Source organism: Paraburkholderia sp. 2C (assembly GCF_054589215.1).
Genome location: NZ_BAAILL010000032.1, coordinates 599,009 through 620,852 on the forward strand (window position 1 = coordinate 599,009; position 21,844 = coordinate 620,852).

21 protein-coding genes and 1 pseudogene are annotated in these 21,844 nt (G+C 61.1%); 15 read left to right on the forward strand and 7 right to left on the reverse strand.

The genetic code is table 11. From position 1 onward, the window contains the following. Window positions 1–54 precede the first annotated feature (54 nt). The 4 genes and pseudogenes from cls (at window position 55) to ACYPXD_RS10930 (ending at window position 4,178) form a co-directional block, all read left to right on the forward strand. Window positions 55–1,326, forward strand: a complete 1,272-nt coding sequence (gene cls / locus ACYPXD_RS10915; protein WP_459710722.1) for a cardiolipin synthase — start codon at window positions 55–57, stop codon at window positions 1,324–1,326. A 252-nt stretch (window positions 1,327–1,578) separates the two neighbouring features. After that, on the forward strand, window positions 1,579–3,225 hold the full coding sequence (locus tag ACYPXD_RS10920; protein ID WP_459710724.1) for a sulfatase-like hydrolase/transferase: 1,647 nt from the start codon (window positions 1,579–1,581) through the stop codon (window positions 3,223–3,225). 65 nt (window positions 3,226–3,290) lie between these two features. Next, window positions 3,291–3,737: pseudogene (locus ACYPXD_RS10925) on the forward strand (diacylglycerol kinase); the annotation flags it as partial. 120 nt (window positions 3,738–3,857) lie between these two features. Further along, a complete protein-coding gene (locus tag ACYPXD_RS10930) occupies window positions 3,858–4,178 on the forward strand; it encodes a c-type cytochrome (protein ID WP_459710726.1) in 321 nt (106 codons plus the stop codon). Between the two features lie 40 nt (window positions 4,179–4,218). Here ACYPXD_RS10930 and ACYPXD_RS10935 read toward each other — a convergent pair whose 3' ends face one another. After that, entirely contained in the window at window positions 4,219–5,091 is an 873-nt protein-coding gene (locus ACYPXD_RS10935) for a LysR family transcriptional regulator (protein ID WP_459710728.1), read from the reverse strand. Window positions 5,092–5,226: 135 nt separating this feature from the next. On the opposite strand from ACYPXD_RS10935, the gene ACYPXD_RS10940 reads away from it, so the two are divergent. The 4 genes from ACYPXD_RS10940 to ACYPXD_RS10955 all read left to right on the forward strand — a co-directional run bounded on the left by ACYPXD_RS10940 (window position 5,227) and on the right by ACYPXD_RS10955 (window position 10,224). Then, window positions 5,227–6,012, forward strand: coding sequence for an SDR family oxidoreductase (locus ACYPXD_RS10940; RefSeq protein WP_459710730.1), 786 nt, complete (start codon window positions 5,227–5,229; stop codon window positions 6,010–6,012). A 61-nt stretch (window positions 6,013–6,073) separates the two neighbouring features. Continuing rightward, window positions 6,074–7,012, forward strand: a complete 939-nt coding sequence (locus ACYPXD_RS10945) for a dihydrodipicolinate synthase family protein (protein WP_459710732.1) — start codon at window positions 6,074–6,076, stop codon at window positions 7,010–7,012. A 227-nt stretch (window positions 7,013–7,239) separates the two neighbouring features. Further along, window positions 7,240–8,853: a methyl-accepting chemotaxis protein gene (locus ACYPXD_RS10950; protein ID WP_459710734.1), complete on the forward strand. Its 1,614-nt coding sequence runs from the start codon at window positions 7,240–7,242 to the stop codon at window positions 8,851–8,853. Between the two features lie 36 nt (window positions 8,854–8,889). Continuing rightward, window positions 8,890–10,224: an MFS transporter gene (locus ACYPXD_RS10955; RefSeq protein ID WP_459710737.1), complete on the forward strand. Its 1,335-nt coding sequence runs from the start codon at window positions 8,890–8,892 to the stop codon at window positions 10,222–10,224. Window positions 10,225–10,290: 66 nt separating this feature from the next. Here the strand turns inward: ACYPXD_RS10955 and ACYPXD_RS10960 are convergent, their stop codons facing one another. The 3 genes from ACYPXD_RS10960 to ACYPXD_RS10970 form a co-directional block, all read right to left on the reverse strand. After that, window positions 10,291–12,087, reverse strand: a complete 1,797-nt coding sequence (locus ACYPXD_RS10960) for an L-lactate permease (RefSeq protein ID WP_459710739.1) — start codon at window positions 12,085–12,087, stop codon at window positions 10,291–10,293. 220 nt (window positions 12,088–12,307) lie between these two features. Further along, on the reverse strand, window positions 12,308–12,448 hold the full coding sequence (locus tag ACYPXD_RS10965) for a CBS domain-containing protein (protein WP_459710741.1): 141 nt from the start codon (window positions 12,446–12,448) through the stop codon (window positions 12,308–12,310). A 40-nt stretch (window positions 12,449–12,488) separates the two neighbouring features. Further along, window positions 12,489–13,415 (reverse strand): DMT family transporter, encoded by a 927-nt coding sequence (locus ACYPXD_RS10970; protein WP_459710743.1) that lies wholly within the window; start codon window positions 13,413–13,415, stop codon window positions 12,489–12,491. 304 nt (window positions 13,416–13,719) lie between these two features. Here ACYPXD_RS10970 and ACYPXD_RS10975 point away from each other — a divergent pair, with 304 nt between their 5' ends. Both ACYPXD_RS10975 and ACYPXD_RS10980 read left to right on the forward strand, forming a co-directional pair. Further along, window positions 13,720–14,202: a glycoside hydrolase family 108 protein gene (locus ACYPXD_RS10975; protein WP_459710745.1), complete on the forward strand. Its 483-nt coding sequence runs from the start codon at window positions 13,720–13,722 to the stop codon at window positions 14,200–14,202. Continuing rightward, the gene (locus ACYPXD_RS10980) at window positions 14,202–14,897 is read left to right on the forward strand and encodes a hypothetical protein (RefSeq protein ID WP_459710747.1); all 696 of its coding nucleotides are present in this window, start codon (window positions 14,202–14,204) and stop codon (window positions 14,895–14,897) included. Before ACYPXD_RS10975 ends, ACYPXD_RS10980 begins: the two co-directional genes overlap by 1 nt. An 81-nt stretch (window positions 14,898–14,978) precedes the next feature. Here ACYPXD_RS10980 and ACYPXD_RS10985 read toward each other — a convergent pair whose 3' ends face one another. Together ACYPXD_RS10985 and tetH are read right to left on the reverse strand one after the other, a co-directional pair. Next, a complete protein-coding gene (locus ACYPXD_RS10985) occupies window positions 14,979–16,544 on the reverse strand; it encodes a serine hydrolase (protein WP_459711450.1) in 1,566 nt (521 codons plus the stop codon). Window positions 16,545–16,669: 125 nt separating this feature from the next. Next, complete coding sequence (gene tetH, locus ACYPXD_RS10990) at window positions 16,670–17,467, reverse strand: thiosulfate dehydrogenase (RefSeq protein ID WP_459710749.1); 798 nt, start codon at window positions 17,465–17,467, stop codon at window positions 16,670–16,672. 321 nt (window positions 17,468–17,788) lie between these two features. On the opposite strand from tetH, the gene ACYPXD_RS10995 reads away from it, so the two are divergent. Then, window positions 17,789–18,220: a hypothetical protein gene (locus ACYPXD_RS10995; protein WP_459710751.1), complete on the forward strand. Its 432-nt coding sequence runs from the start codon at window positions 17,789–17,791 to the stop codon at window positions 18,218–18,220. Between the two features lie 37 nt (window positions 18,221–18,257). Continuing rightward, complete coding sequence (locus tag ACYPXD_RS11000) at window positions 18,258–18,860, forward strand: NIPSNAP family protein (protein WP_459710753.1); 603 nt, start codon at window positions 18,258–18,260, stop codon at window positions 18,858–18,860. A gap of 65 nt (window positions 18,861–18,925) precedes the next feature. On the opposite strand, the gene ACYPXD_RS11005 is transcribed toward ACYPXD_RS11000, so the two are convergent. Then, a complete protein-coding gene (locus tag ACYPXD_RS11005) occupies window positions 18,926–19,906 on the reverse strand; it encodes an AraC family transcriptional regulator (protein ID WP_459710755.1) in 981 nt (326 codons plus the stop codon). Between the two features lie 107 nt (window positions 19,907–20,013). Here ACYPXD_RS11005 and ACYPXD_RS11010 point away from each other — a divergent pair, with 107 nt between their 5' ends. From ACYPXD_RS11010 to ACYPXD_RS11020, 3 genes are all read left to right on the forward strand, one after another. Next, entirely contained in the window at window positions 20,014–20,844 is an 831-nt protein-coding gene (locus ACYPXD_RS11010) for an oxidoreductase (protein WP_459710757.1), read from the forward strand. A gap of 88 nt (window positions 20,845–20,932) precedes the next feature. Next, window positions 20,933–21,316: a VOC family protein gene (locus tag ACYPXD_RS11015; protein ID WP_459710759.1), complete on the forward strand. Its 384-nt coding sequence runs from the start codon at window positions 20,933–20,935 to the stop codon at window positions 21,314–21,316. A gap of 4 nt (window positions 21,317–21,320) precedes the next feature. Next, window positions 21,321–21,647 (forward strand): hypothetical protein, encoded by a 327-nt coding sequence (locus tag ACYPXD_RS11020; protein WP_459710761.1) that lies wholly within the window; start codon window positions 21,321–21,323, stop codon window positions 21,645–21,647. Window positions 21,648–21,844: the final 197 nt, after the last annotated feature.

Consider the following 21,844-nt stretch of genomic DNA (forward strand, 5'->3'; position numbering starts at 1 on the left):
GCGGCCGTCGTACACTAACGGTCCGGACGAATGTTCGCCCCGCAAGGACCGCGTATGCCGATGATTGCCCTGATTGCCCTAACGGTCGTTATTACGCTTGTCGTCGTGCTGATCATCGCGAACCTGACGAGCGGCGAAAAGAAGATCGAACACAAGATCGAGCGGCTATACGCCAGCGAAGATCCGCAGTTCAAGCGCTCGATGGGACTGCTCCTCGGTCCGCCCGTTGTCGGCGGCAATCGCTTCGACGTACTCGTGAATGGCGACGAAATCTTTCCGTCAATGCTGGAAGGCATCCGCTCGGCGCGGCAAACGATCACCTTCGAAACCTTCATTTACTGGTCCGGCGCGATCGGCGAGCAAATCGCAAAGGCGCTGTCCGACAGGGCACGTGCGGGTATCGCCGTCCATATTCTGCTCGACTGGGTCGGCTCGTCGAAAATGGACAGGCGCTATCTACAGATGCTGCGCGAGGCGGGCGCGGAAGTGATTCAGTATCACAAGCCGCACTGGACGGGCCTCGGCCGCATGAACGACCGCACACACCGCAAGCTGCTCGTGATCGACGGACACATCGGCTTTACGGGTGGCGTGGGCATCGCCGACGAATGGACCGGGCACGCGCAGGACGAGAAGCACTGGCGCGACACGCACTTTCGCGTGGAAGGCCCGGCGGTCGGACAGATGCAGGCGGTCTTCATGGACAACTGGGTCAAAGCAACGGGGAACGTGCTGCACGGCCCGCGCTATTTTCCGGAGATCGACGCCGCGGGCGATGGCCTCGCGCATATGTTCAGCAGTTCGCCCTCGGGCGGCAGCGACGACATGCAGCTGATGTACCTCATGGCGATCACGGCCGCGACGCGTTCGATTCATTTGTCCAGCGCGTACTTCGTGCCGGACAAGCTGACGATCAATGCGATCGTCGAAGCGGCAAAGCGCGGCGTCAAGGTGCGCATCATCACGCCCGGCAAGCGCATCGACACCCATACGGTGCGCGAGGCGTCGCGCGCGTGCTGGGGCGACCTGCTCGCAGCGGGCGTCGAGATGCACGAATATCAGCCGACGATGTTCCACTGCAAGCTGCTCGTCGTCGACGAGTATCTGGTATCGGTGGGTTCGACTAACTTCGATAGCCGCTCGTTCAAGCTCAACGACGAGGCCAATCTCAACATCTACGACCGCGACTTTGCACAGCAGCAAACCGCGATTTTCGATCGCGACGTCACCCACGCAAAACGCATCACGCTTGACGACTGGCGCCGCCGTCCGTTCCTCGAAAAGCTGCTGGAACGCGTCGTTGCGCTGCTCGATCCGCAACTTTAGCCGGCCCGTCACACGTTTGACATATTTTTGTGCGCTATCGCGCAAAACCAGGCCTTTTAGGATTTACATCGCGCCAACCATCCCCTTTCATTTACATCTGCGACCCGGACGCTTCGATTCTCGAGGTCGCGCTTCGTGAATGACATCTAGCGCAACCGTGAGGGCTATGCCTCCCGGGAAACTCGTCATTGAGAGCGAGAGGGGTCCATGAGAATTAAGCCAACTTTCCTGCTAAAGATCGCGTTACTGCTTGTGGTGATCAATGCCACGAACCACGGCACGTTCAGTCGCGTGCATTTTCTGCTTGTCGATAAGCGTTTAATGACGCTCGTGATATTCGGCGCGATCTGGATGCTTTCTCTTGCCGCCATTCTCGCGGCCGCCTTTCATCCGTCTCCGGTCGTGCGCCTGTTCTGGGCGGTTCCACTCAGCGTCGCCGGAACAGCGGCGTTTGCCTACTATGCCGTCCAGCAATCCGAATTCTTCATATTCGACGTGCTGAACTTCTGGTCCGCCCGTCATGATGTGAACCGGGCACTGAATTTCTATTCCGGCGCAATCGCACCGTCGCTTGCCGTCCTGTGCGTGAGTTTCGTGGCGTTTTCCATGCCTACAGGTTTGTCCACCGACATTCATCGCCCGATGCGGTATGCACTTTCCATGGCCCCGCTCCTGCCCGTCGCGCTGATGATCCTCGTAGTGCTGTATCGGGACGGCAAAGGCTCGGATGCGATGCCCAAGCAGTTTGCGCCGCTGTCGCTCACCGTTCTCGCCGCGTACAAGATCGATACCGGGCGATTCCCCGACCGCCATCAGGTGCAATTGAATCCCGGCACGCCGCTGGTCCGCGCGCTGGTTCTGATGGTCGATGAAAGCGTGCGCGCCGACCATGTGAGCCTCGAACCGGGCAATCGCTATACGCCCGAATGGGCCTCGGTGAACCAACGCTGGATCGACTTCAGTCCCGCGGTGTCGGGCAGCAATTGCTCCAACAACTCGAACGCATTGCTGCGCTTTATGGCCAACCCGCGCAATCTCTCGACCAGCATCACGACCAATCCCACCGTCTGGCAGTACGCGAAAGCGGCGGGATTCCGCACCGTCTATATCGATGCGCAGGCCGGCTTCATCAGCGCTTATGGCAAGCTGCAAAACTATATGACGCCCGCGGAGACGAACTCGATAGACCGTCTCTACAAGCTGGACGCGAATATTCCCACGCATCAACTTGATGACGAACTCGTCCGCATCACATTGGCAGAACTTGCCCGCGGCGATCGCGTGTTCATCTACGCGAACAAGAACGGCGCCCATTTCCCTTACGTGAACGACGCTCCCGGCGACCGGAAGCCTCCTGTACCCATCGACGGCAATTTCGTGGGCAACGATCCCGCCACGCTTGCAACCTATGCCAGCGCCGTGCACTGGTCGACGGATCGAACGATGGCCCGTCTGACACGCGATGCGAACTGGAACGGCATGACGATGATCTACACGTCCGACCACGGCCAGAACTTCAGCCCCGGACACCTGACCCATTGCAGTTCCGCCAGCAATGTCGATCCTCAGGAAGGTATCGTGCCGCTGATGGTTGCCACGGAAGATCAGGACCTGAGGCAACGCTTCACCGACGTGTCGCGACGCTTTCCGGGGCACGGATCTCATTTCGCCATTGCGCCGACGCTGCTGGAACTGATGGGATACGCTCCCGCCGATATCGCGACCATTTACGACGAATCGCTACTGCGTAACCTCGATACCAAACCGCGCTTTGTCTCGGATGACCTGTTCGGCGTGTTCAGTTCGCAAGCCAACTGGCACGATGTCGATCCCTTTGTTCAGCGGCCGCGCACAGACACGGCCAGGCACCATTTTGTCCAGGCATCGCAGGTCAATTGACTTGCATCCCTACTCTTCGCTCACCATTCCTTCACTACCACGCGACATGCCGATATATGCAGCCAGACGTCCCGCCCGAACCGCTCTCCGCTGATGATTCGCTCGCGCCGTTGTCGTTCAATCCGTACAAAGGCAGCCGCGGTCTCACGCGCGGCTGGCGCGCGGTAAAGAACTCGCTGGCCGGATTTCGCGTCGCGATTCGTGAGGAAAGCGCATTCCGCCAGGAGCTCGTGCTCGCCGCGATCCTGATCCCGTGCGGCCTCGCCGTGCCCGTCGATCCTGCCTCGCGCGTGCTATTGCTCGCCTCGGTACTGCTCGTGTTGATCGTCGAACTGCTCAATTCGAGCCTCGAAGCGGCGATCGACCGCATCTCGCTCGAACGTCACGAACTGTCGCGCCGCGCGAAGGATCTCGGCAGTGCCGCCGTGATGGTCGCGCTTGGCCTTTGCCTGATGACGTGGGCGGTGATCGCCGGGCCGCTCGTCATGCGCTGGTTTCGTGCGCTGTTATGACGACCAATGAAGAGTCACCGTAGCGCGCGGCCCGTGCATGGCTGCTGTGCACTGCCAATCGCAGCGGTTATTGCAGCCGCTATTGCGGCGGCAGCACCGACTCGGGCCCATGCAGACGCCGTGCCGCCCCTGGCCAACGACGCTATCGTCAGCACCTGGCGCACCCTGCGCATGGTCGACTGCGCCCGCTGTCATGGAAAGGATTACGAAGGACTGGCCGCACCTTCGATTGTCGACTACGCGCGCACCCAGAGCCGCGAGATGTTTACCCGCATGGTCCTCGACGGCGACCCGCCTCGCGGGATGCCCGCGTATCGCGACAATCCGCTGATCGCCGGGCACATCGACGAAATCTACCGGTACTTTGTCGGCCGTGCGAACGGCACCATCCGCGCCGGCCCTCCGCTTCCGCCACCCCAGCATCCACCGCAGCCGAAGTAACCGCGATAAGTGTCATCTCATTGGCGTTTGTACCTGTGCGCTATCGTCGCATCGCCTGTACTTCAGCGGTGAGACTTTCGATCAGTGCCTGCGCCGGCTGCCGGTTCATCGCCGATCGCCTGATCAGAATGCCGATCTCACGCGCAAGCGGACGGCCCGGCAACGCAATCACCTTGATCCCCGCCGTGCGCGCGACGGGAATCAGTTCGCCTGGAATAATCGAGCACCCAAGGCCCTCGCTCACCATCCTCAGGATCACCGACGGCTCGTCCACTTCGATGCTATCCATGGTCCACAAGCCGTGCCGTTTCAGAAAGCGATCCACCAGATGGCCGCCGTGCGAGCGCCGGTCATAGCGAATAAAGGGCTGCTGACGGAAGAGCTCGCCCAGATCGTCGGGCGAACCTTCGGGCGCCACGCCCACGTAGCGCTCCTGCAAGAGCGGAAGCCACTTCAGATCCGCAGGCAAGCCGAGATGAGGCTTGATCATCACCGCCACGTCCAGGTCGTGCGAATCGATACGTGTGAGCAACTGGATCGACGTGCCCGGAACGATATTGATGTTCGCCATCGCGTGCTCGCGACGAAAGCGCAGCAGGGCTTTCGTCAGAAAACTGTTTTGCACCGTGGAAATCGCGCCGACATTGATGACGCGCCGCGCCGTGCCGCTCGGGCTCTGCTTCAGGCCCTCGAACGATTCCAGAATGCGCGCCGCCTCGCCGAGCGCGTCGCGACCCTCGCTGCTTAGCGTGACCGATTTGCCCGTACGGTCGAACAACGCATAGCCCAACTCTTCTTCGAGCCGCCGGATCTGCGTGCTGACCGCGGATTGAGTCAGACCCAGCCGGTTACCCGCCGCCGAGAACGATTCGGTTTCAGCAGCGACGACGAAGGTGCGGAGATTGCGAATCATGTATCAATCTTTTCGATGCTCAGACTAGAAACTATCCGTTTTGTATCGAACTTCCCGTTGCCTATACTAACCGGCCAACGGGTTGCTCGCCATGACGTCGGCCGCCTCATCACCTTCCATCTTTGGAGTTGCACCTTGGATCTGGGAATTGCTGGAAAAACCGCACTCGTATTCGGCGCGGCGGGCGGCCTGGGCGGCGCCATTGCGCGAGCGCTGGCGGCCGAAGGCGCGCGCATCGCCGTCGCGGACATCAATGAAGACGCCATGTCGCAGACCGTCGCGGACGTCCGGGCCGCGGGCGCCGACGCGCTGCCGCTGCAATGGGATCTGTCGGATCTGAACATCGTCGAAAGCCGCATCCAGTCGATCCGTGACGCGTTCGGCGCCGTCGATATCCTCGTCAACAACACCGGCGGACCGCCGCCGACGCCGGCTGCGGGACAGTCCGTCGATCTGTGGACAAAGAGCTTTCAGTCGATGGTGATGTCGGTCATTGCGATTACGGATCAGGTGCTGCCGGGCATGCGCGAGCGTAAGTGGGGCCGCGTGATTACCAGCACGTCGTCGGGCGTCGTCGCGCCGATCGCGGGACTCGGCATTTCGAACGCGCTGCGCATGTCGCTCGTCGGATGGTCGAAGACGCTCGCTCGCGAAGTGGGCCGTGACGGCATCACATCGAATATCGTGCTGCCCGGACGTATCGCCACGCCGCGCATCACGTTCCTCGACGAACAGAAGGCCAAGCGCGAGGGACGCAGCGTCGAGGAAGTCAGCGCCGAGAGCGTGGCGTCCATTCCGGTCGGACGCTATGGCGATCCACGCGAATATGCGTCGGCGGTGACGTTCCTCGCGAGCCGACAGGCGGCGTACATCACCGGTTCGGTGATTCGCGTCGACGGCGGATTGATCGCCAGCGTTTGAGGGTCCTCGCGGCAGCGATGCACTGCATCGCCAGATCGAATACAACCAGGAGCAGGACTTCATGAGCAACCTGTTGCATGCCACTGCCAAAGGCGTTTTTCTGATCGCGGTGACGCCGTTCACCGACAGCGGCGCACTCGATCTCGAGAGTACCGACCGCATGGTGGATTTTTATCTGGAGCGTGGCGCAACCGGCCTGACGATTCTCGGCATCCTCGGGGAAGCAACCAAGCTGACGGCCGACGAGTCACGCACGTTCGTCAAGCGCGTACTCGCGCGCGTGGCCGATCGCGCGCCGGTGGTGGTCGGCGCATCGGCAGCGGGTTTCGCGCCCATGCGCGAACTGGCCGCGAGCGTGATGGACATGGGCGCGTCCGGCGTCATGGTTGCACCGTCTCCGACGCTGCGCACCGACGACCAGATCGTCGCCTACTTCGACATGGTCAACGAGACGCTGGGCGACGATTGCCCGTGGGTTCTGCAGGACCATCCGGTTTCAACAGGCGTGCAGATGTCCACACCCGTGGTCCTGCGCATCCTCAAGAATTCGCCGGCCTGCGTGATGCTCAAGCACGAAGATTGTCCGGGCCTCGCCAAGCTGTCGGCCATCCGCGCGGCAAGCGGCAAAGGCGAGGTCAAGCGCGTTTCGATACTGACAGGCAATGGCGGCGGTCTCTTTCTGCCGGAAGAACTGACGCGCGGCGCGGACGGCGCGATGACGGGTTTCGCGTACCCCGAAATGATGGTCGACGTGTGCAAGGCCCATGCGAACGGCGATATCGAACGGGCCCACGACCTGTTCGACGCCTACCTGCCTCTCGCGCGCTATGAACAACAGTCGGGCATTGGCCTCGCGGTGCGCAAACACATCATGGCGCAACGTGGCGTGATTGCTTCGGCGGCACTGCGCAAACCAGGTCCCAGGCTTTCGGCGGCCGATATCGCCGATATCGAGCGCCTTGTCAGGCGGCAAACAAAACGCCTCGATGAGATTCAATAAGCCTTGCAGCAAAGCTTGAAGATGCGGGCATTCAGACACGCCCACTCATGATGCATCACTAACAAACAATTACAAAACTGAATCTCGACCCTCGCCTTGAAACTTCCGCGAGTTTAATCTCAAGAACGCCTGAACGCCTACCGTTAACACAAAGGTCGTTTTCACAATCCAGGCAAATCCTGACCAGAGTTCAGTATGTCGATCGAGATGACGCGGAGGAAACAGAAGTGAGTCGTCTGAATCTGAATGCGAAGTTATGGGCGGCGCTTGCCGTCATGTGGGTCGGTCTCTTGCTGCTGGCGGGCAGCGCGGTGGTCGAATCGCACAATACGATGCTCGAGGAGCGCAAGGCCACCATTCGCAGCGTGGTCGAATCGGCGACGGCGATCGTGGCCGATCTGGCCGCACGGGCCGACCGTCATGAGATCTCCGTCGAAGACGCCAAAAAACAGGCCATCGCGCGCCTGAAAGCGATGCGTTACGGCAAGGGCGGTTACCTCTTCATCATGGATTCGTATCCGCGGGTGCTCATGCATCCGGTGCTCCCCGATCTGCTCACCAAGGACGTGAGGGAGAACAAGGATCCGAACGGCAAGCTGCTGTTCGTCGAACAGGTGCGCGCCGCTCAGAATCCGAACGGCGAAGGCTATGCGGAATTCGAAGGCCGCGTGCCGAACGCCTCGGGCGGGTCCGGTTTTACTTACGAAACCAAGATCTCCTTTATCAAGCAGTTCAAACCGTGGGACTGGTATATCGATTCGGGTCTTTATCTGACTGACGTCGCCGCGGCATTTCACCGGTTACTGCTCGAATACCTGTTGATCGTGCTCGCCATCGGCGCCGTCGTATCGGCCGCGATGGTGCTGATCAGCCGCAGTGTGCGCCGCAGCCTCGGCGGCGATCCCTCGCACGCCGCGCGCATTGCCACGCAAATTGCCAACGGGGACTTGAGCGCAGCGGTCGAAACGGTGCCCAGCGATCGCGAAAGCATGCTGTATTCGATGAGGCAAATGCAGGAGCAGTTGACGCAGATGATCGGCAAGATCATGGTGTCGGCCGATTCGATTGCCACCGCTACCGACGAGATCGCCTCGGGCACCACCGATCTGTCCAGCCGCACCGAAGAACAGGCTGCATCGTTGCAGGAAACCGCATCGAGCATGGAAGAGCTGACCGGCGCAGTCCGCCAGAACGCCGAAAACGCACGGCAGGCCACGTCGGTTGCCGGCGATGCCTCGCGCGTCGCGCAGCGCGGCGGCGAAGTGGTGGGACGCGTGGTCGAGACGATGCGAGGCATTACCGATAGCTCGTCGAAAGTCGCGGAGATCATCACGGTTATCGAAGGCATCGCGTTTCAGACCAATATCCTTGCGCTCAATGCAGCTGTCGAAGCGGCGCGGGCGGGCGAGCAGGGGCGTGGCTTCGCGGTGGTCGCCGGTGAAGTTCGCACGCTCGCGCAGCGCAGCGCCACGGCCGCGAAGGAAATCAAGGAACTGATCAGTGAATCGGTGGAGCGCGTCGGTTCGGGCTCGAAACAGGTCGAAGAAGCAGGCAGCACGATCGACGAAGTGGTCCGCTCGGTGGCGCGCGTCACAGCCATCATGAAAGAGATTTCGGCAGCCTCCGACGAACAGAGCACTGGTATCGATCAGGTCAATCGGGCCATCACGCAGATGGATCAGGTCACGCAACAAAACGCGGCGCTCGTCGAACAGGCGACCGCGGCGGCGCAATCCATGGCCGAGCAGGCTCAATTGCTACGCAATTCGGTAGCGGTATTCAAGGTGGGGGACGCCGCTCACGCACGCGTGCCGCAACTCGAAACGTCATTACGGCTCTAGCCGGCACGGCCCTCCCGTCACCCCACGCCAGTATTCATGGATACCATGCAACAGCTCAGCGAAAAAACCGTTATTCGCAAGATCTTCTGGCGAGTGATTCCGCTTCTGATGGTTCTGTATGTGATCTCGTTTATCGACCGCATCAATGTCGGTTTTGCGGCACTGACCATGAATAAGGATATCGGCCTCACGCCTTATCTGTTCGGTTTGGGTTCGGGCATCTTCTTTGTGGGCTACTTTATCTTTGAGATTCCCAGCAACGTCATGATGGTGAAGGTCGGCGCCCGCAGATGGATTGCGCGCATCCTGCTGACATGGGGCGTGCTTGCCTGTGCGATGGCGCTGGCGAGCGGACCGGCCAGCTTCATCGCACTGCGGTTTCTGCTGGGACTCGCGGAAGCGGGCTTTTTCCCGGGCGTGATTCTCTATCTGACGTACTGGTTTCCGGCCCGTTATCGCGCGCGAATCGTCTCGGCGTTCATGCTGTCCATTCCGGTTTCGATTGCCGTCGGCGCGCCGCTGTCGACGCTGATTCTGCAAATGAACGGCGCGCTGGGCGTGAAGGGATGGCAGTGGCTTTTCATCATCGAGGGAGTGCCCGCGATCATCGGCGCATTCTTTGCGCTGCGCCTGTTGACGGACCGTCCGGAGCACGCGACCTGGCTCACCGAAGGCGAACGTGAATGGCTCAGCAAGGAACTGGCCGCGGACGACGTTTCGTCATCCTCCGAGCGCAAGATCGCCGGACTCGGCAAAGCGCTGTTGAATCCGACCGTATTGCTGCTCGCGTTCGTCTACTTCTGCGCGACCGGCGCGAATCTCGGGCTTTCGTTCTTTCTGCCGCAAATCATCAAGCAGCAAGGTTATAGCAACGTCACCGTCGGATTGATCACGTCGATCCCGTATATCGCCGGATGCATCGGCATGCTGATAGTGGGCAACCTGTCCGATCGCTTCAACGAACGGCGCTGGTTCCTCGCGGCGACGATGGTGCTGGCCGCCGGGGGCCTTGTCGCCGCCGGGGCGCTGGGCGCGTCGGTCTGGTCGATCGTGGCGCTGAGCGTGGCGGCTGTGGGAATCTTCGGTTGCAAGGGGCCTTTCTGGTCGCTGCCGTCGTCTTATCTTCGTGGCCAGGCGGCTGCGGGAGGCATCGCTTTCATCAACGCGATCGGCAATCTGGGCGGATTCGCGGGGCCTTACCTCGTTGGCCTGTTCAAGCGCTCGTCCAACAGCTACGCGGACGGTCTGTGCGCACTCGCCGCGTTCTGCGTGGCGGCATTGCTGGTGACGGCGCTGTTTATCCGGCCGCGGCGCGCGGCACAAGCCGCGATGTTTCACCGCCTCGCGGCCGGTAGCGAGGACGCCAAGTGAACCGATAATCGATGTTCGAGGTGCGGACCCGCCGGTGAGGCAAGCACGGGCGGGCCCCGCTCTTTTCTATGGAATCATCGAGGGAAACACATACGCCTGCAGCATGGCGATGATCCCGATCACTGCAGCCCCCGCGATCGAATGGAAGAACACCGTCCGGAAGATCGGCCCTAACGCGAAAGACCGCTCTTTAGGATCGTCGTAGCAGGCCGCGCACGCCACCATGATCGACTGCGCATCGATCATCTTGCCCATGACCCCGCCCGTGGAATTTGTCGCCACGATCAGTATCGGATTCAGGTTGAGCTGCTGCGCAGTGATCCGCTGCAGGCTGCCGAACAGCGCATTGGACGCCGTATCGGAGCCGGTCAGGAACACACCGAGCCAGCCGAGGTAGGCGGCGAAGAACGGATACAGAAAACCGGCATGCGTAAACGCGAGACCCAGTACCGCGTCCGTGCCCGAATAGCGCGTCAGAAATCCGAGCCCGAGGACCTGGCCGATCACCAGCACCGGAATTTTCATCCGCCGCATGGTCTGCGTGAACGCTTCCTTCCATTGTGCCGCGCTCAACTTGAGCACGAGCCCGGAAAGCAGCGCTGCGACGAACACGCCCGTGCCTGCAGTCGATAACCAGTTGATCGTAAATTTGGCCGCTTCCGCTTTGGCGTTGACGGGCGCGACCGGCGGCATCCGCTGCACGAGGTTATGCAGCGCGGGCATGTCCCACACGGGCAGCGACAGCGAACCGGCAAACGGCGAACCCAGCAAGGTCGTCGAAAAGGTGACGCCCGAAAACAGACCGTTGAGCAGCTTCTTGAACTCCGGCACACCCCACAATGCGCAGCATGCGATCAGAATCACCCACGGCATCCAGGCATGAATCGTTTCGGCGGTCGTGTAGCGGTATTTCCACCCGCTCGAGTCCGTGGTGACGGTCTCCGGGTTTTTACCCTCCCGCTCGAGTGCCTCACGTTCGGAGCGCAGCAGAAACCGCGTCTTCGGGTGCCAGACGAAGCGCAGAAACAGCGCCGTGCAGATCACCGAAAACACGCCCGATACCACATCGGTCATCAAATGCAGCGCACTGCTCCCCGACGCGAAAAACTGCATCAGCGCGAACGTCAGACCCGCGCACAACATCGCCGGCCAGACTTCGAACACCTGCTTCCACGTGCCGCCTTCCATCTTGACGAAGGTCGCGACCAGCCAGAACGGCACGAGTACCGACACGAACGGCAGCTGCCGCCCCGCCATCGCCGACAAGGTAACCTGATCGAGTCCGCTGACCGCCGCCAATGTCACGATCGGCGTGCCGATCGCACCCCACGCGACCGGCGCCGTGTTTGCGAGCAGATTCAGCACGGCCGCCTGAAACGGCCTGAAGCCGAGGCCGACCATCACCGCCCCGGCAATCGCGACGGGCGTCCCGAACCCCGACGTGCCTTCAATAATCGCGCCGAACGAGAATGCGATCAGCACGCACTGCAAGCGCCGGTCGAACGAGATATGAACGATGGACTCCTTCACGATCTCGAACTTGCCGCTCACCACGCTCATCGTGTACAGGAACATCGCCGCCAGCACGATCCAGATAATGCCCAGAAATCCCGACAGGGAGCCCAGCGCGAACGCCGAAACGGCCGATACCAACGGCATCCGGAACACCAGACAGGAAATAACGAATGCGGCAACGACCCCGAAGAATGCCGCGTAGGGCGCGGAGATGCCCAGGTGCACATTGCCCTGCGAATCGCGGTGCCGGTGCAACGCGATGAAATAGAGCAGCGTGAGGATTGGAATGGCGGCGGCGATCGTGGAAAGAACCGCATTGCCGAACGGGTTATAGGTTTGGTGGTACATGGTCCTTCCTCTTTCTTGTCTTAGGATTAGGGACTACCGTGCACTTTTCCCGCGTGTAGGCGGTCGATCGGCCAACCCTCGCCTTCTTTCTAAAAGCCGACATCCGCCTTACATCCCAGATGTATAGCGGGGTGCGTCGTCGAGGTCAAGTTTTGCTGCAGTCACGCAAATGGTCCGCCGATAGCGACGGACGGCGCGATGCCAATTGGATAGGGTTCCGCTAGCGCGTCGGATTCAGGTCGCAGATCAATGCGAGAAGATCCGACTGGGTAAGGACGCCGACCACCCGGCGATGGCGATCGATCACGGGCAGATGATGGTGCCCTTTTGCCATAAAGCGCGGCACGTCGCTAAGGCGCACGTCATTGAATTGCCCTGGACTGTTTGTAAGACGAGCATGTTTAAGGACTTGTCGCGTCTTGACGGTGCGTTGCCTGCTCCTGATTACTCTGGGCCTGGGACGGCGCGACGACGCGACGGGCGAGCACAACGCCCGCTAACGCCAGCACGAAACCCAGCATCTGCATCGCGCCCAGTTTTTCGCCGAACAGAAGCCACGCCTCACCGGCCGCGAGCGCGGGTACCGCGAGCAGCAGCGTGCTCATTTTCGTCGCACCGTGAATGCGCACCATCCAGACAAGCAGCAACACCGCGCCGACGGACAACCCCACGACCGACCAGATCAAGCCTATCCACAACGTCGGCGACTGATCCCACTGGTATCCGCCGCCGATCAGCATGCCTGCAAGGGCGACGATCGCGCCGCCGGCATTCTGCACGCTCGCCGAGACACGCACGCCGTCCCCCGCGAGTCTGCCGCGCTGGATCATCGTGCCGGCCGTCATGCCCGTCACCGCGACGACCGCGACAACGACGGCCCATACACCGAAATGTTCATCTCCCGTAGCGGACAATGCCGGTGCGAGTACGCAAACGACGCCTGCGATTGCGGTCGCGAGCCCTGCTACCGTTCGCATCGCAGGACGCTCTCCGTAAATAAGGAACACGGCGACCACCGTCACGATCGGCTGCATGCTGCCGATCAGCGACATCACGCCGGCCGGCATACCGTGCGCGACGGTCCAATAGGCCGCGCTCAGATAGACGCCATGCAGGAGCGCGCCGGCCAGCAGATGCGTCGCAAGCTGCCGTCCGCGCGGCCACCTTTCGCGTGCGGTGAACGCCAACACGCCGAGCAGGCCCGCACTGAGCAACAGGCGCACGAGCAGGAACAGTTCCGTCGACGCGTGCGGCACCACCGCTCGCGCGGCAACGAGTCCTGTCGACCAGATAAGCACAAAGAACCAGGGGGCCAGTATTGAAAACATCTCGAGTACGCTCCGTTAAATACTTCGCGAATGGAATGTAGAGCGCGCTCGAAACGAAGTCGATGCTGCGGCGAGTCGAACGCATGCTCGTATGGCTCAAATTTTTTGCTCGCCGCCGATGTTTTCCGCCGCCGAACTTTCTATCGAAAAGTGTCGGCCACCGAACAACACTTTTCCGCTCTCCACACCTGCGCGGCACGCGCGCTCGACCACCGCAAAGGCCCGGCAGCCAGTGGCACGGTCAATGCGTCAGTGAAGCCGTCAAGAGTCGTCTATCGAGCAACATCGAGCAAGGAGACGCTAAATGAACAGCTTCGACGATGCGTTCAAAGCCCTGATCGGAAGCGAGGGCGGCTACTCCTTCCATCCCGCAGACCCTGGCGGCGAAACGATGTGGGGCGTGACGGCACGCGTGGCGCGCAACTTCGGTTACACCGGCGCGATGAAGGACCTGCCGCTCGAAACCGCCATGCAGATCGCCAAGCAAAAATACTGGGACCCGTTGCATCTGGATGAACTCGATCCACGGGTCGCCTTCCAGATATTCGATGCGAACTACAACGGCGGCCTCGTGGTGTTGTGGATGCAGAAGGCCGCCGGCGCATACGAGGACGGCAAATTCGGCCCGGACACCATGGCCGCCGTGAAGCAAGCGGACCCGATGAAATTTATCCTGCGATTCGTGGCGTATCGGCTCCGGTATCTGCGAAACCTCCATACGTGGCCCACTTTCAGCCGGGGATGGACGGACCGCATGGCAACCAACCTTCTTTTGGGAGCAGCATGATGGACTGGTCAAAATTAGCTTCGAGCATCGGCAGCGCGACTCCTTTGCTTGCTGAACTGATCGGCGGACCGATCGGCCTCGGTGTGACGACCGCCGCCGCGATCATTTCACATACGCTGGGTACACCCAACGATCCGCAAGCAATCGAAACCGCGCTGCATGACGACCCCACCGCACTCGACAAGCTCAGACAGGCCGAAGGCGCTAACGCGGCGCAGTTGCAGCAGCTGGTGGTGACGCAAGCCCATTTCGCGTATCAGACCAACATGGCGCGCATCCAGGCACGCGATCGCGCCAATGCGCGCGCGATGGGCATCGCTAATAAAGACTGGGTGCCCAAGGCGCTCGCGATGTCGGTGACGGGCGGCTTCTTCGGCATTCTGCTGCTGATGACGTTGAAGGAATTGCCCCCCGAAAACAGCAATCTGGTGAACGTCGTGATCGGCGCGCTCGGCACGGCGTGGATCAGCATCATCGGCTACTACTTCGGCACGTCGGCGGGCTCGATGAGAAAGACAGAACTGCTTGCCATACCGAGTGTGCCGATCACCGCGGATAGCGCGGTCACGCTGCGGGAACCGGCGCCGCAGCCGGCACCGATGCCGCGCGCTCATGCGGCGGCAAGCGCACCGCATGCCGACATGTTCCCGGCGTTTGCGCCTGGCGGGCAGGGCCCGATTTTCGGCGAATCGTGACGCGAGATCGAAACAGCGGGCGCAGCGCCGGTTTCGTGCTGCAGGCGGCTAATCGCCGCCTGCACACCTTCTCTCCGACGCTCACTGATACACGCTCGCGGACTTCCGGACAATCTCCTCGACTGCCGCCTTCATCTGGCCAATCAGCACCGGGTCTTTCACGCCATCGCGCTTCGCCAGCGCGTCCAGATTTTCAAAGCCGATCCATGTCTCGCCGAAGCTATCCTTCCAGACGGCGATCCGCAACGGAAGATCCGCGGCAGCGGCCACGCTGTCCTGCATCGCCTTCGTGCCCGCCTTGGGATTGCCGAAGATAATGACGCGCGTGGGTCGCAGCGAAAGCCCCGCCTGAGATCCGTTCGCCTGCTGGTCCAGCGACGCGAAGATCCTGCCGCCCGCGGCCTTGATGTTCTGCTCGAGCCGTGCGGTGGTTTCATTGACATCGAACGCGCTCGCGTACGTCTCCTGCGTTTCCGGGTTGACACCGGAACCCAGCGTCACGTCGTAGGCGGCCGCGATGCGGCGCGCGAGGTCCGTCAGATCGATGTTCTGCTCGTTAATGAGTACCGTGACACAGACCAGCTCCTCCTTGTCAGTGAAGCGGCTCAGGTAAGCGCTAAACCCGGGAACCGAACCCTTGATGTCCATAAACCCCTCATGGCCGGTGAACTGCCAGCCGGCCATCGCGGGGACGACCTTGCCGCTCGGCAACGTCGTGGGCTTGTAGATCAGATCCCGGTGCGCCTGTTCCTTGACCAGCGTATGACCGGCAAGGGCGACGTCCCAGTCGCTCACATCTTCAGGCGATGCCCAGAGCGATCCGTACGCAAACAGACTCGACGTGCTGATACGCTTGACCGGCGTGCTCTGCGCATTCTTTCGCGCGTAGCCGGTCGCCACTTCCGTCGGATTGATATAGGCCTCGTCCCCGGCGAACCGCGTGTGCCAGTTTCCGTTCTGCTCGACCGGATCCTGCTGCGTCATGCTCGCAAAATCCTCGGCGAACATCGTATGGGTCAGATGCAGCGGTTTGAGCTGGCCGTTCCAGATCATGTCGTGATACGACAGGCCGCTGGCCTTTTCGATGGCCAGGCCGAGTAGAAGAAAATTCGTCGCGCTTTCCGAAACCTGCGTGCCGGGCTTGAATGCAAGCGGTTCGCTGCGCACGCTTTTGAGCAGTTCCTGCGGCGGGTAGTCATGGCTCGCATCGAAGCCGGGCGCATGGCGGTAATCGGGCAGCCCCGTGGCATGCTGCAACAACTCCATCACGGTCAGGCCTTTCCACGAAGCGGGCAGATCCGCCACATACTTGCCGATCGGATCGTTCAGCTCCATCTTGCCGGCTTCGACCAGCTGCATGATGGCGATTGCCGTGTAGCCCTGCGTAATCGGCCCGATACTCCACAGCGTATTGCTCGAGGCCAGCAGGCCCTTTTGCGCATCCGATTTTCCGTAACCGGCAACGCGCGGGATATACGGCGCCTGAACGATCGCCATCCCAAGACCGTTGATGTGTTTCTCGTCCATGAGGTCGTAGATCATCTGATCCACGCTCTGGTTGAAGTACTCGAGCCTGGGGTTGCCACGATTCGCGCGTTCGGCATGGGCGGTGACAGCGAACCCGGCGGCCATGACGGCAATTGCCATAGCGCAACGGACTTTTCGATTCACGTTATTCGGCACTTTGTTCTCCGTAAAGACAGGTGATGCCCGACTGGGCGCCGCAAGACGGTGCTGTCGTTCACCGCACGCAGAGGCGCGGCATGGATTGGCTAGGCGAAGGTGAAGCCTTTCTTTTGCAGATCGACCATGAATGCCACGACGCTCGGTACCAGCACCGCGCCGGGGATCAGGTTGTTGGTGAGATCCGCCGCAATGTCGTCGGCGCAACGCGATGAAGACGACTGCGCGAGGGTTCTCGAGATGGCGTGAATCGAGTCGTGACACGCAACGAACACCGCACCGCGCCGCTGCAGCGACGTAATGTTGTTGTTTTGCGGCCCGTAGAATCCGGCCAGGTTTTGCAAGGCGTCATCCGGCGAAGCACCGTCTTTTTCGAGAATCAGCGTGTTGCGGGTAAAGTACGGGCCGGCGAGTTTTGCCAGGTCGTACCTGTCCCACATGCTTTGCGGGAACAGGGCGAGATGCGCGAGACCATGCGTTGCCGAGACCGCAAGAAAGTCGCGCCGGCCGTTTGCGAACACCTGCGCATTCATGGCTTCGCGCATGAGTCCGGGCCACGGGCCGGCGAGGTCCGCGACGTCCCACATCTGCCTGAAGGTGTACTGGTAGCCGAGCAACGCGTCGGCCGCCTGCTTGTCCCACATGTGCTGATCGGTCAGCATGAATGGCACCGACTCGAACTGCCGATGGCGCGGCGCCCGGGCCAGCGTGCGGGCAAGCTCCTGCAACGTGGCGGCGCCGCCGGGGATGGCAGACGCACTGTCCGACGCGCCGCTCTCGCGTGCAGCGGCGATGCGTCCCGATGACAGGGCTGTCAGCAATACGGTACCGAGCCCAATGGCGCGCAGCCCCTGGCGGCGCGTGGTGCTATACGAATCTTGTGACATGGCTTGGCTAACGGTGATTTGCGGTGCTTGCCGACGAAGCTTTCACTTCGCATGAGCGCCTGTAGCGTGCGACCATCGATATGCAGGCTGCTCATCACCACCTCTCTCGTCGCACGCATCGGCCCATCCATCGTAGGACCGGCGTATCGACCGGTCTATCGCTCATTGGTTTTGCGAAATGAGACTGACGGCCTGGCGACATACCTATTCGGAACTAGTGCTGCTGGCCGACCGAGGGATACGGAAGCGTGTTTGAGGGGGCGGAATGCGGGACAATGATTACCCCATGTCCATCTGTCCGCCGCTGAACCAAGAGAAAACATGAGACGACTTTTCCTTACCGCCTTCGCCGCCACCTGCTTCGTCACGTTCGCTCATGCGCAAAGCAATGCACCCGGCCCGCTCGTCACGCCCTCGGGCGAACTGCAATTCGCGCGCGTCGACCATGATTTCGTGGGGATGCTGGACAAACAGGCATTCGATCGCTTTGGTGCGAACACGCTCACGCATTTCGACGACATCGGCAATGCAAATGACGCTGTCACGCGCATGCTCGTGCAGACCGATTCCGGCCCTGTGCTGTACGACTTTCGCCACCGTCCGCCACTCGTGCAGCGTTCGAACAGGCGCATAACAATCAAGCGTGTGTTCTGGCAGGACGATGAAGTCGTGATGCAAGGCCCGCAAGGATGGTTCCGTCTCAAAGGCGGCGTGCTCACGAAACTGCAGTCGTCAAAGTCGACCTACCATTGAATCCGCGCACAAACGGAGATTTGACATGTTGTATGAATTGGCAACGCTATCGTGCCCGCTTCTGGAACAAGACGCTGTTTCCGCGGGCGCGCATCGCTGGGTGTCGAACGCCGACGCAACAGGCCGCCTGCTGGGCGCGTGGCGAACGGAGATCGGCGAGCTGTCGCGCATTGTCGTCTTGCGCAGCTTCGAAGCGGCCGAGGAAATGCAGCATGAACGCGATCGCGCGTTAATGAGCACATGGCCTTTCGATATCAGAAACGACCATGTCCAATTGAACATGGAAAGCTACGCGCGGTTTCCCTTTTTGCCCGAAATCGGGCCTTCGACGTTCGGCCAGTTCTATGAAATTCGCCGCTATTGGCTAAAACCGGGAGGAATCGCGCCAACCATGGCAGCGTGGGAGCGCGCCGTCGGCCCGGCCAAAGCCTACACGTCGCACCTGGTGGCCAACCTGTATGCACTCGACGGACCGCCCCGCATCGCGCATATCTGGGGGTTTGCGAGTCTGGAGGAGCGCATGGCGCTGAGAAGACACCACTACGCCAAAGGACTTTGGCCGCCCAAGGGCGGACCCGAGCAGATAGAGCATGCGACATCGACGATCTGCTTGCCCGAAGCGTGGTCGCCTCTGCGTTGAAGCGGCGCGAGTCAGCGATCGACATGCATCGCCATCCGCCACACGCTTGAACAAAGCGTGAGGCCTCAATGCGACGAGACATAAATCCCATCGGCGAACGCTTCCGGAATCGCGAAGCTTTCGCGCATGCGCTTCGTCTCCGCGGCGGGCGTCAAGCCGAAAAGCCGCTTGAACTCTCTGCTGAACTGCGACGCGCTCGTGTAACCCACGGCGTTGCAGGCCGCCTCCGCCGTCAGGTCCTGGCGCACCATCAACAGTCGGGCCTGATGCAGACGCGTCGACTTCACGTACTGCATCGGCGACACCTGCGTGACCGCCTTGAAGTGACTGTGGAAGCTCGGAATGCTCATGCCGGCTTCCTTGGCGAGTTGCGCCACATCGAGCGATTGCGCGTAGCCCGCGTGAATCAGCCGTAGCGATCTGCCTATCCTGCCGAACTGTCCGCGCATTCCCAACGCTTCGCGCATCGAGCGCCCCTGAGCACCCGTGAGCACGCGGAAATACAGTTCTCGCAGCAGGTCCGGGCCCAATACAGCGGCTTCGAGCGGCCGGTGCATCGCCTCGAGAAAGCGCAATACGGAAGCCTGCATCGCGTCGTCCATCGGCGTCGACATCATGCTTTGAGGCGCTTGCATGCGTTCCGCCGCGCCTTCGCGGTCGATCTGTGCCGCCAGCTCGGCGGCGAGCGCGAAATCGAGGTGCAGATACAGCGCGAGCAGCGGGCGCTCCGGCGTTGCGTCCGTTTCCATACTGAACGGCACAGGCACGGAAACGGCAAGGTAATGATGCTCGTCGTACAGATAGAGCTGGTCGCCGAAGTAACCTCGCTTGCGCCCCTGGCAGACGATCACAATGCCGGGATCGTACAAAACCGGCGTGCGCGACAGCGCCCGGTTCGAACGCAGGATGCGCACGCTCGGCAGTGGCGTCAGGTTGTAGCCTTCATCGGGAGCCAACGCGCGCAGCAGCGCAACCATGCGCTTCTGGCTGCCCGAACTGCGTAAGGCCGGCGCGCAATGCTCAGTGGACGCGCGCGTTGTGCTCATGATGGGTACTCATAGTTTTGTGCAATAAAATTAGCGAAATCTCGCTTATTTACGTTCGACGCTCAGACTAGTATGCACTCTCGAAATAACATTCGGGAGAAACTTCGATGGCATCCAGCAAAATTCTGCTTATCACAGGCGTCAGCAGCGGCTTTGGCCTCGCGCTCGCGAAAGAAGCGCTCGCGGTCGGCCACACCGTGGTCGGTACGGTAAGGAGTGCGCAGGCAAAGCGCGATTTCGAGTCGCTGTCGGCCGCTGCTTTTGCGCGTGTACTCGACGTGACCGACTTCGATGCCATCGACGGCGTCGTGTCGGATATCGAAGCGACGGTCGGGCCGATCGATGTGCTGGTCAACAACGCCGGCTATGGCCACGAAGGCGTCATGGAAGAATCGCCTTTGTCGGAGATGCGCCGGCAATTCGATGTGAACGTATTCGGCGCGGTCGCCATGATGAAAGCCGTCTTGCCCTTTATGCGCGAGCGCCGACGCGGGCACATTCTGAATATGGCGTCGATGGGCGGTCACATCACCCTGCCTGGCATCGCTTATTACCACGGAAGCAAATTCGCGCTGGTCGGTATCTCCGAATCGGTCGGCAAGGAGGTCAAGCCTTTCGGTATCGCCGTGACCGCCGTCGCACCGGGTTCGTTCCGCACCGACTGGGCCGGCCGCTCGATGACACGAACGCCCCGCTCGATTCCGGATTACGACGCGATCTTCGACCCTATCCGTCAAGCGCGCGAGGAAAAGAGCGGCAGACAACTGGGCGACCCAAAGAAAGCTGCGCTCGCGATGCTCGCGGCGATTGACGCGGACTGCCCGCCCGTTCATCTGTTGCTCGGCAGCGATGCGCTCGGGCTTGTGCGAGACAAGTTGTCGGCGTTGGGAGACGAAATCCGGGCATGGGAGACCGTTACGGTTTCGACGGACGGTTGAGTGGATGTTTACTTGAATGCCGCCACGCGTCGGCTATGTTGAATGATGGAGAGGCGGAACTCGGGCCACATTCAGCGAGGGTCACACCATGGGCGTCCAGCTCAATCATACGATCGTCTGGTGCAGCGATAAGCGGAAGTCGACACGCTTCCTGATGGACATCCTGGCGCTTCCGGATCCAGTCGAGTTCGGGCCAATGCTGGTGGTTCAACTCGACAACGGCGTCTCGCTCGACTTCTTCGAGCGCGACGGCGCGATTTCCATGCAGCATTACGCGTTTCTGGTCAGCGAAGAAGCATTCGACCGCGCCTTCGCGCGTATTCGCGATCGAGGGCTTCAGTACTGGGCCGATCCCAGCAAGCAGCGTGTCGGCGAAACCTATCTGCACAACGGCGGCCGGGGCCTCTATTTCGACGACCCCGACGGGCATTTTCTCGAGGTCATGACCCGCCCTTACAAGCTCGGAGCCTAGCGAATTGAAGGTCACCGGGCACCGTCACCGGCACTTCACGGAGGGCCTGCAGACTTTAGCTTCAGCAGCCGCGGGTTTTGCAGTGGTATTCATCGTCTTGATCAGCGGCTGCAGCTCCGCATGGCCGCCGCCCGCGGCAAATCAGGTCGCCTCGCCAGGCGCAGCCAACACAAATGCCTATATGCTGCACACTCCCAACGCGGCGATGCCTGGGAACGCCGCGTCGGCGTCGAAGCCACCGAGGCTCAGCGTCGGCACCAGCTACCCCGATACGCAATTGATTCTGCCGTGGTTCCTCAACGACATCATCAACTTCGTCAACTACCGTTAGTCTCCTCGCGCCCTCGCCGTTCGATTCGCCAGCCGAGATCGCGCTGCATGTACGCTTCCAGGGAAGCCTGGGAGAAAAACCGGCGGCAATCATCGGAGTGAATCATGCAACTGCGCTAACCCGTCGCCGCTCTGCCGAGTGCTTCGCGTCGGCCGCAATGACGTTCGCGCCGTGATGCTGCGAAACTCGACTCATGC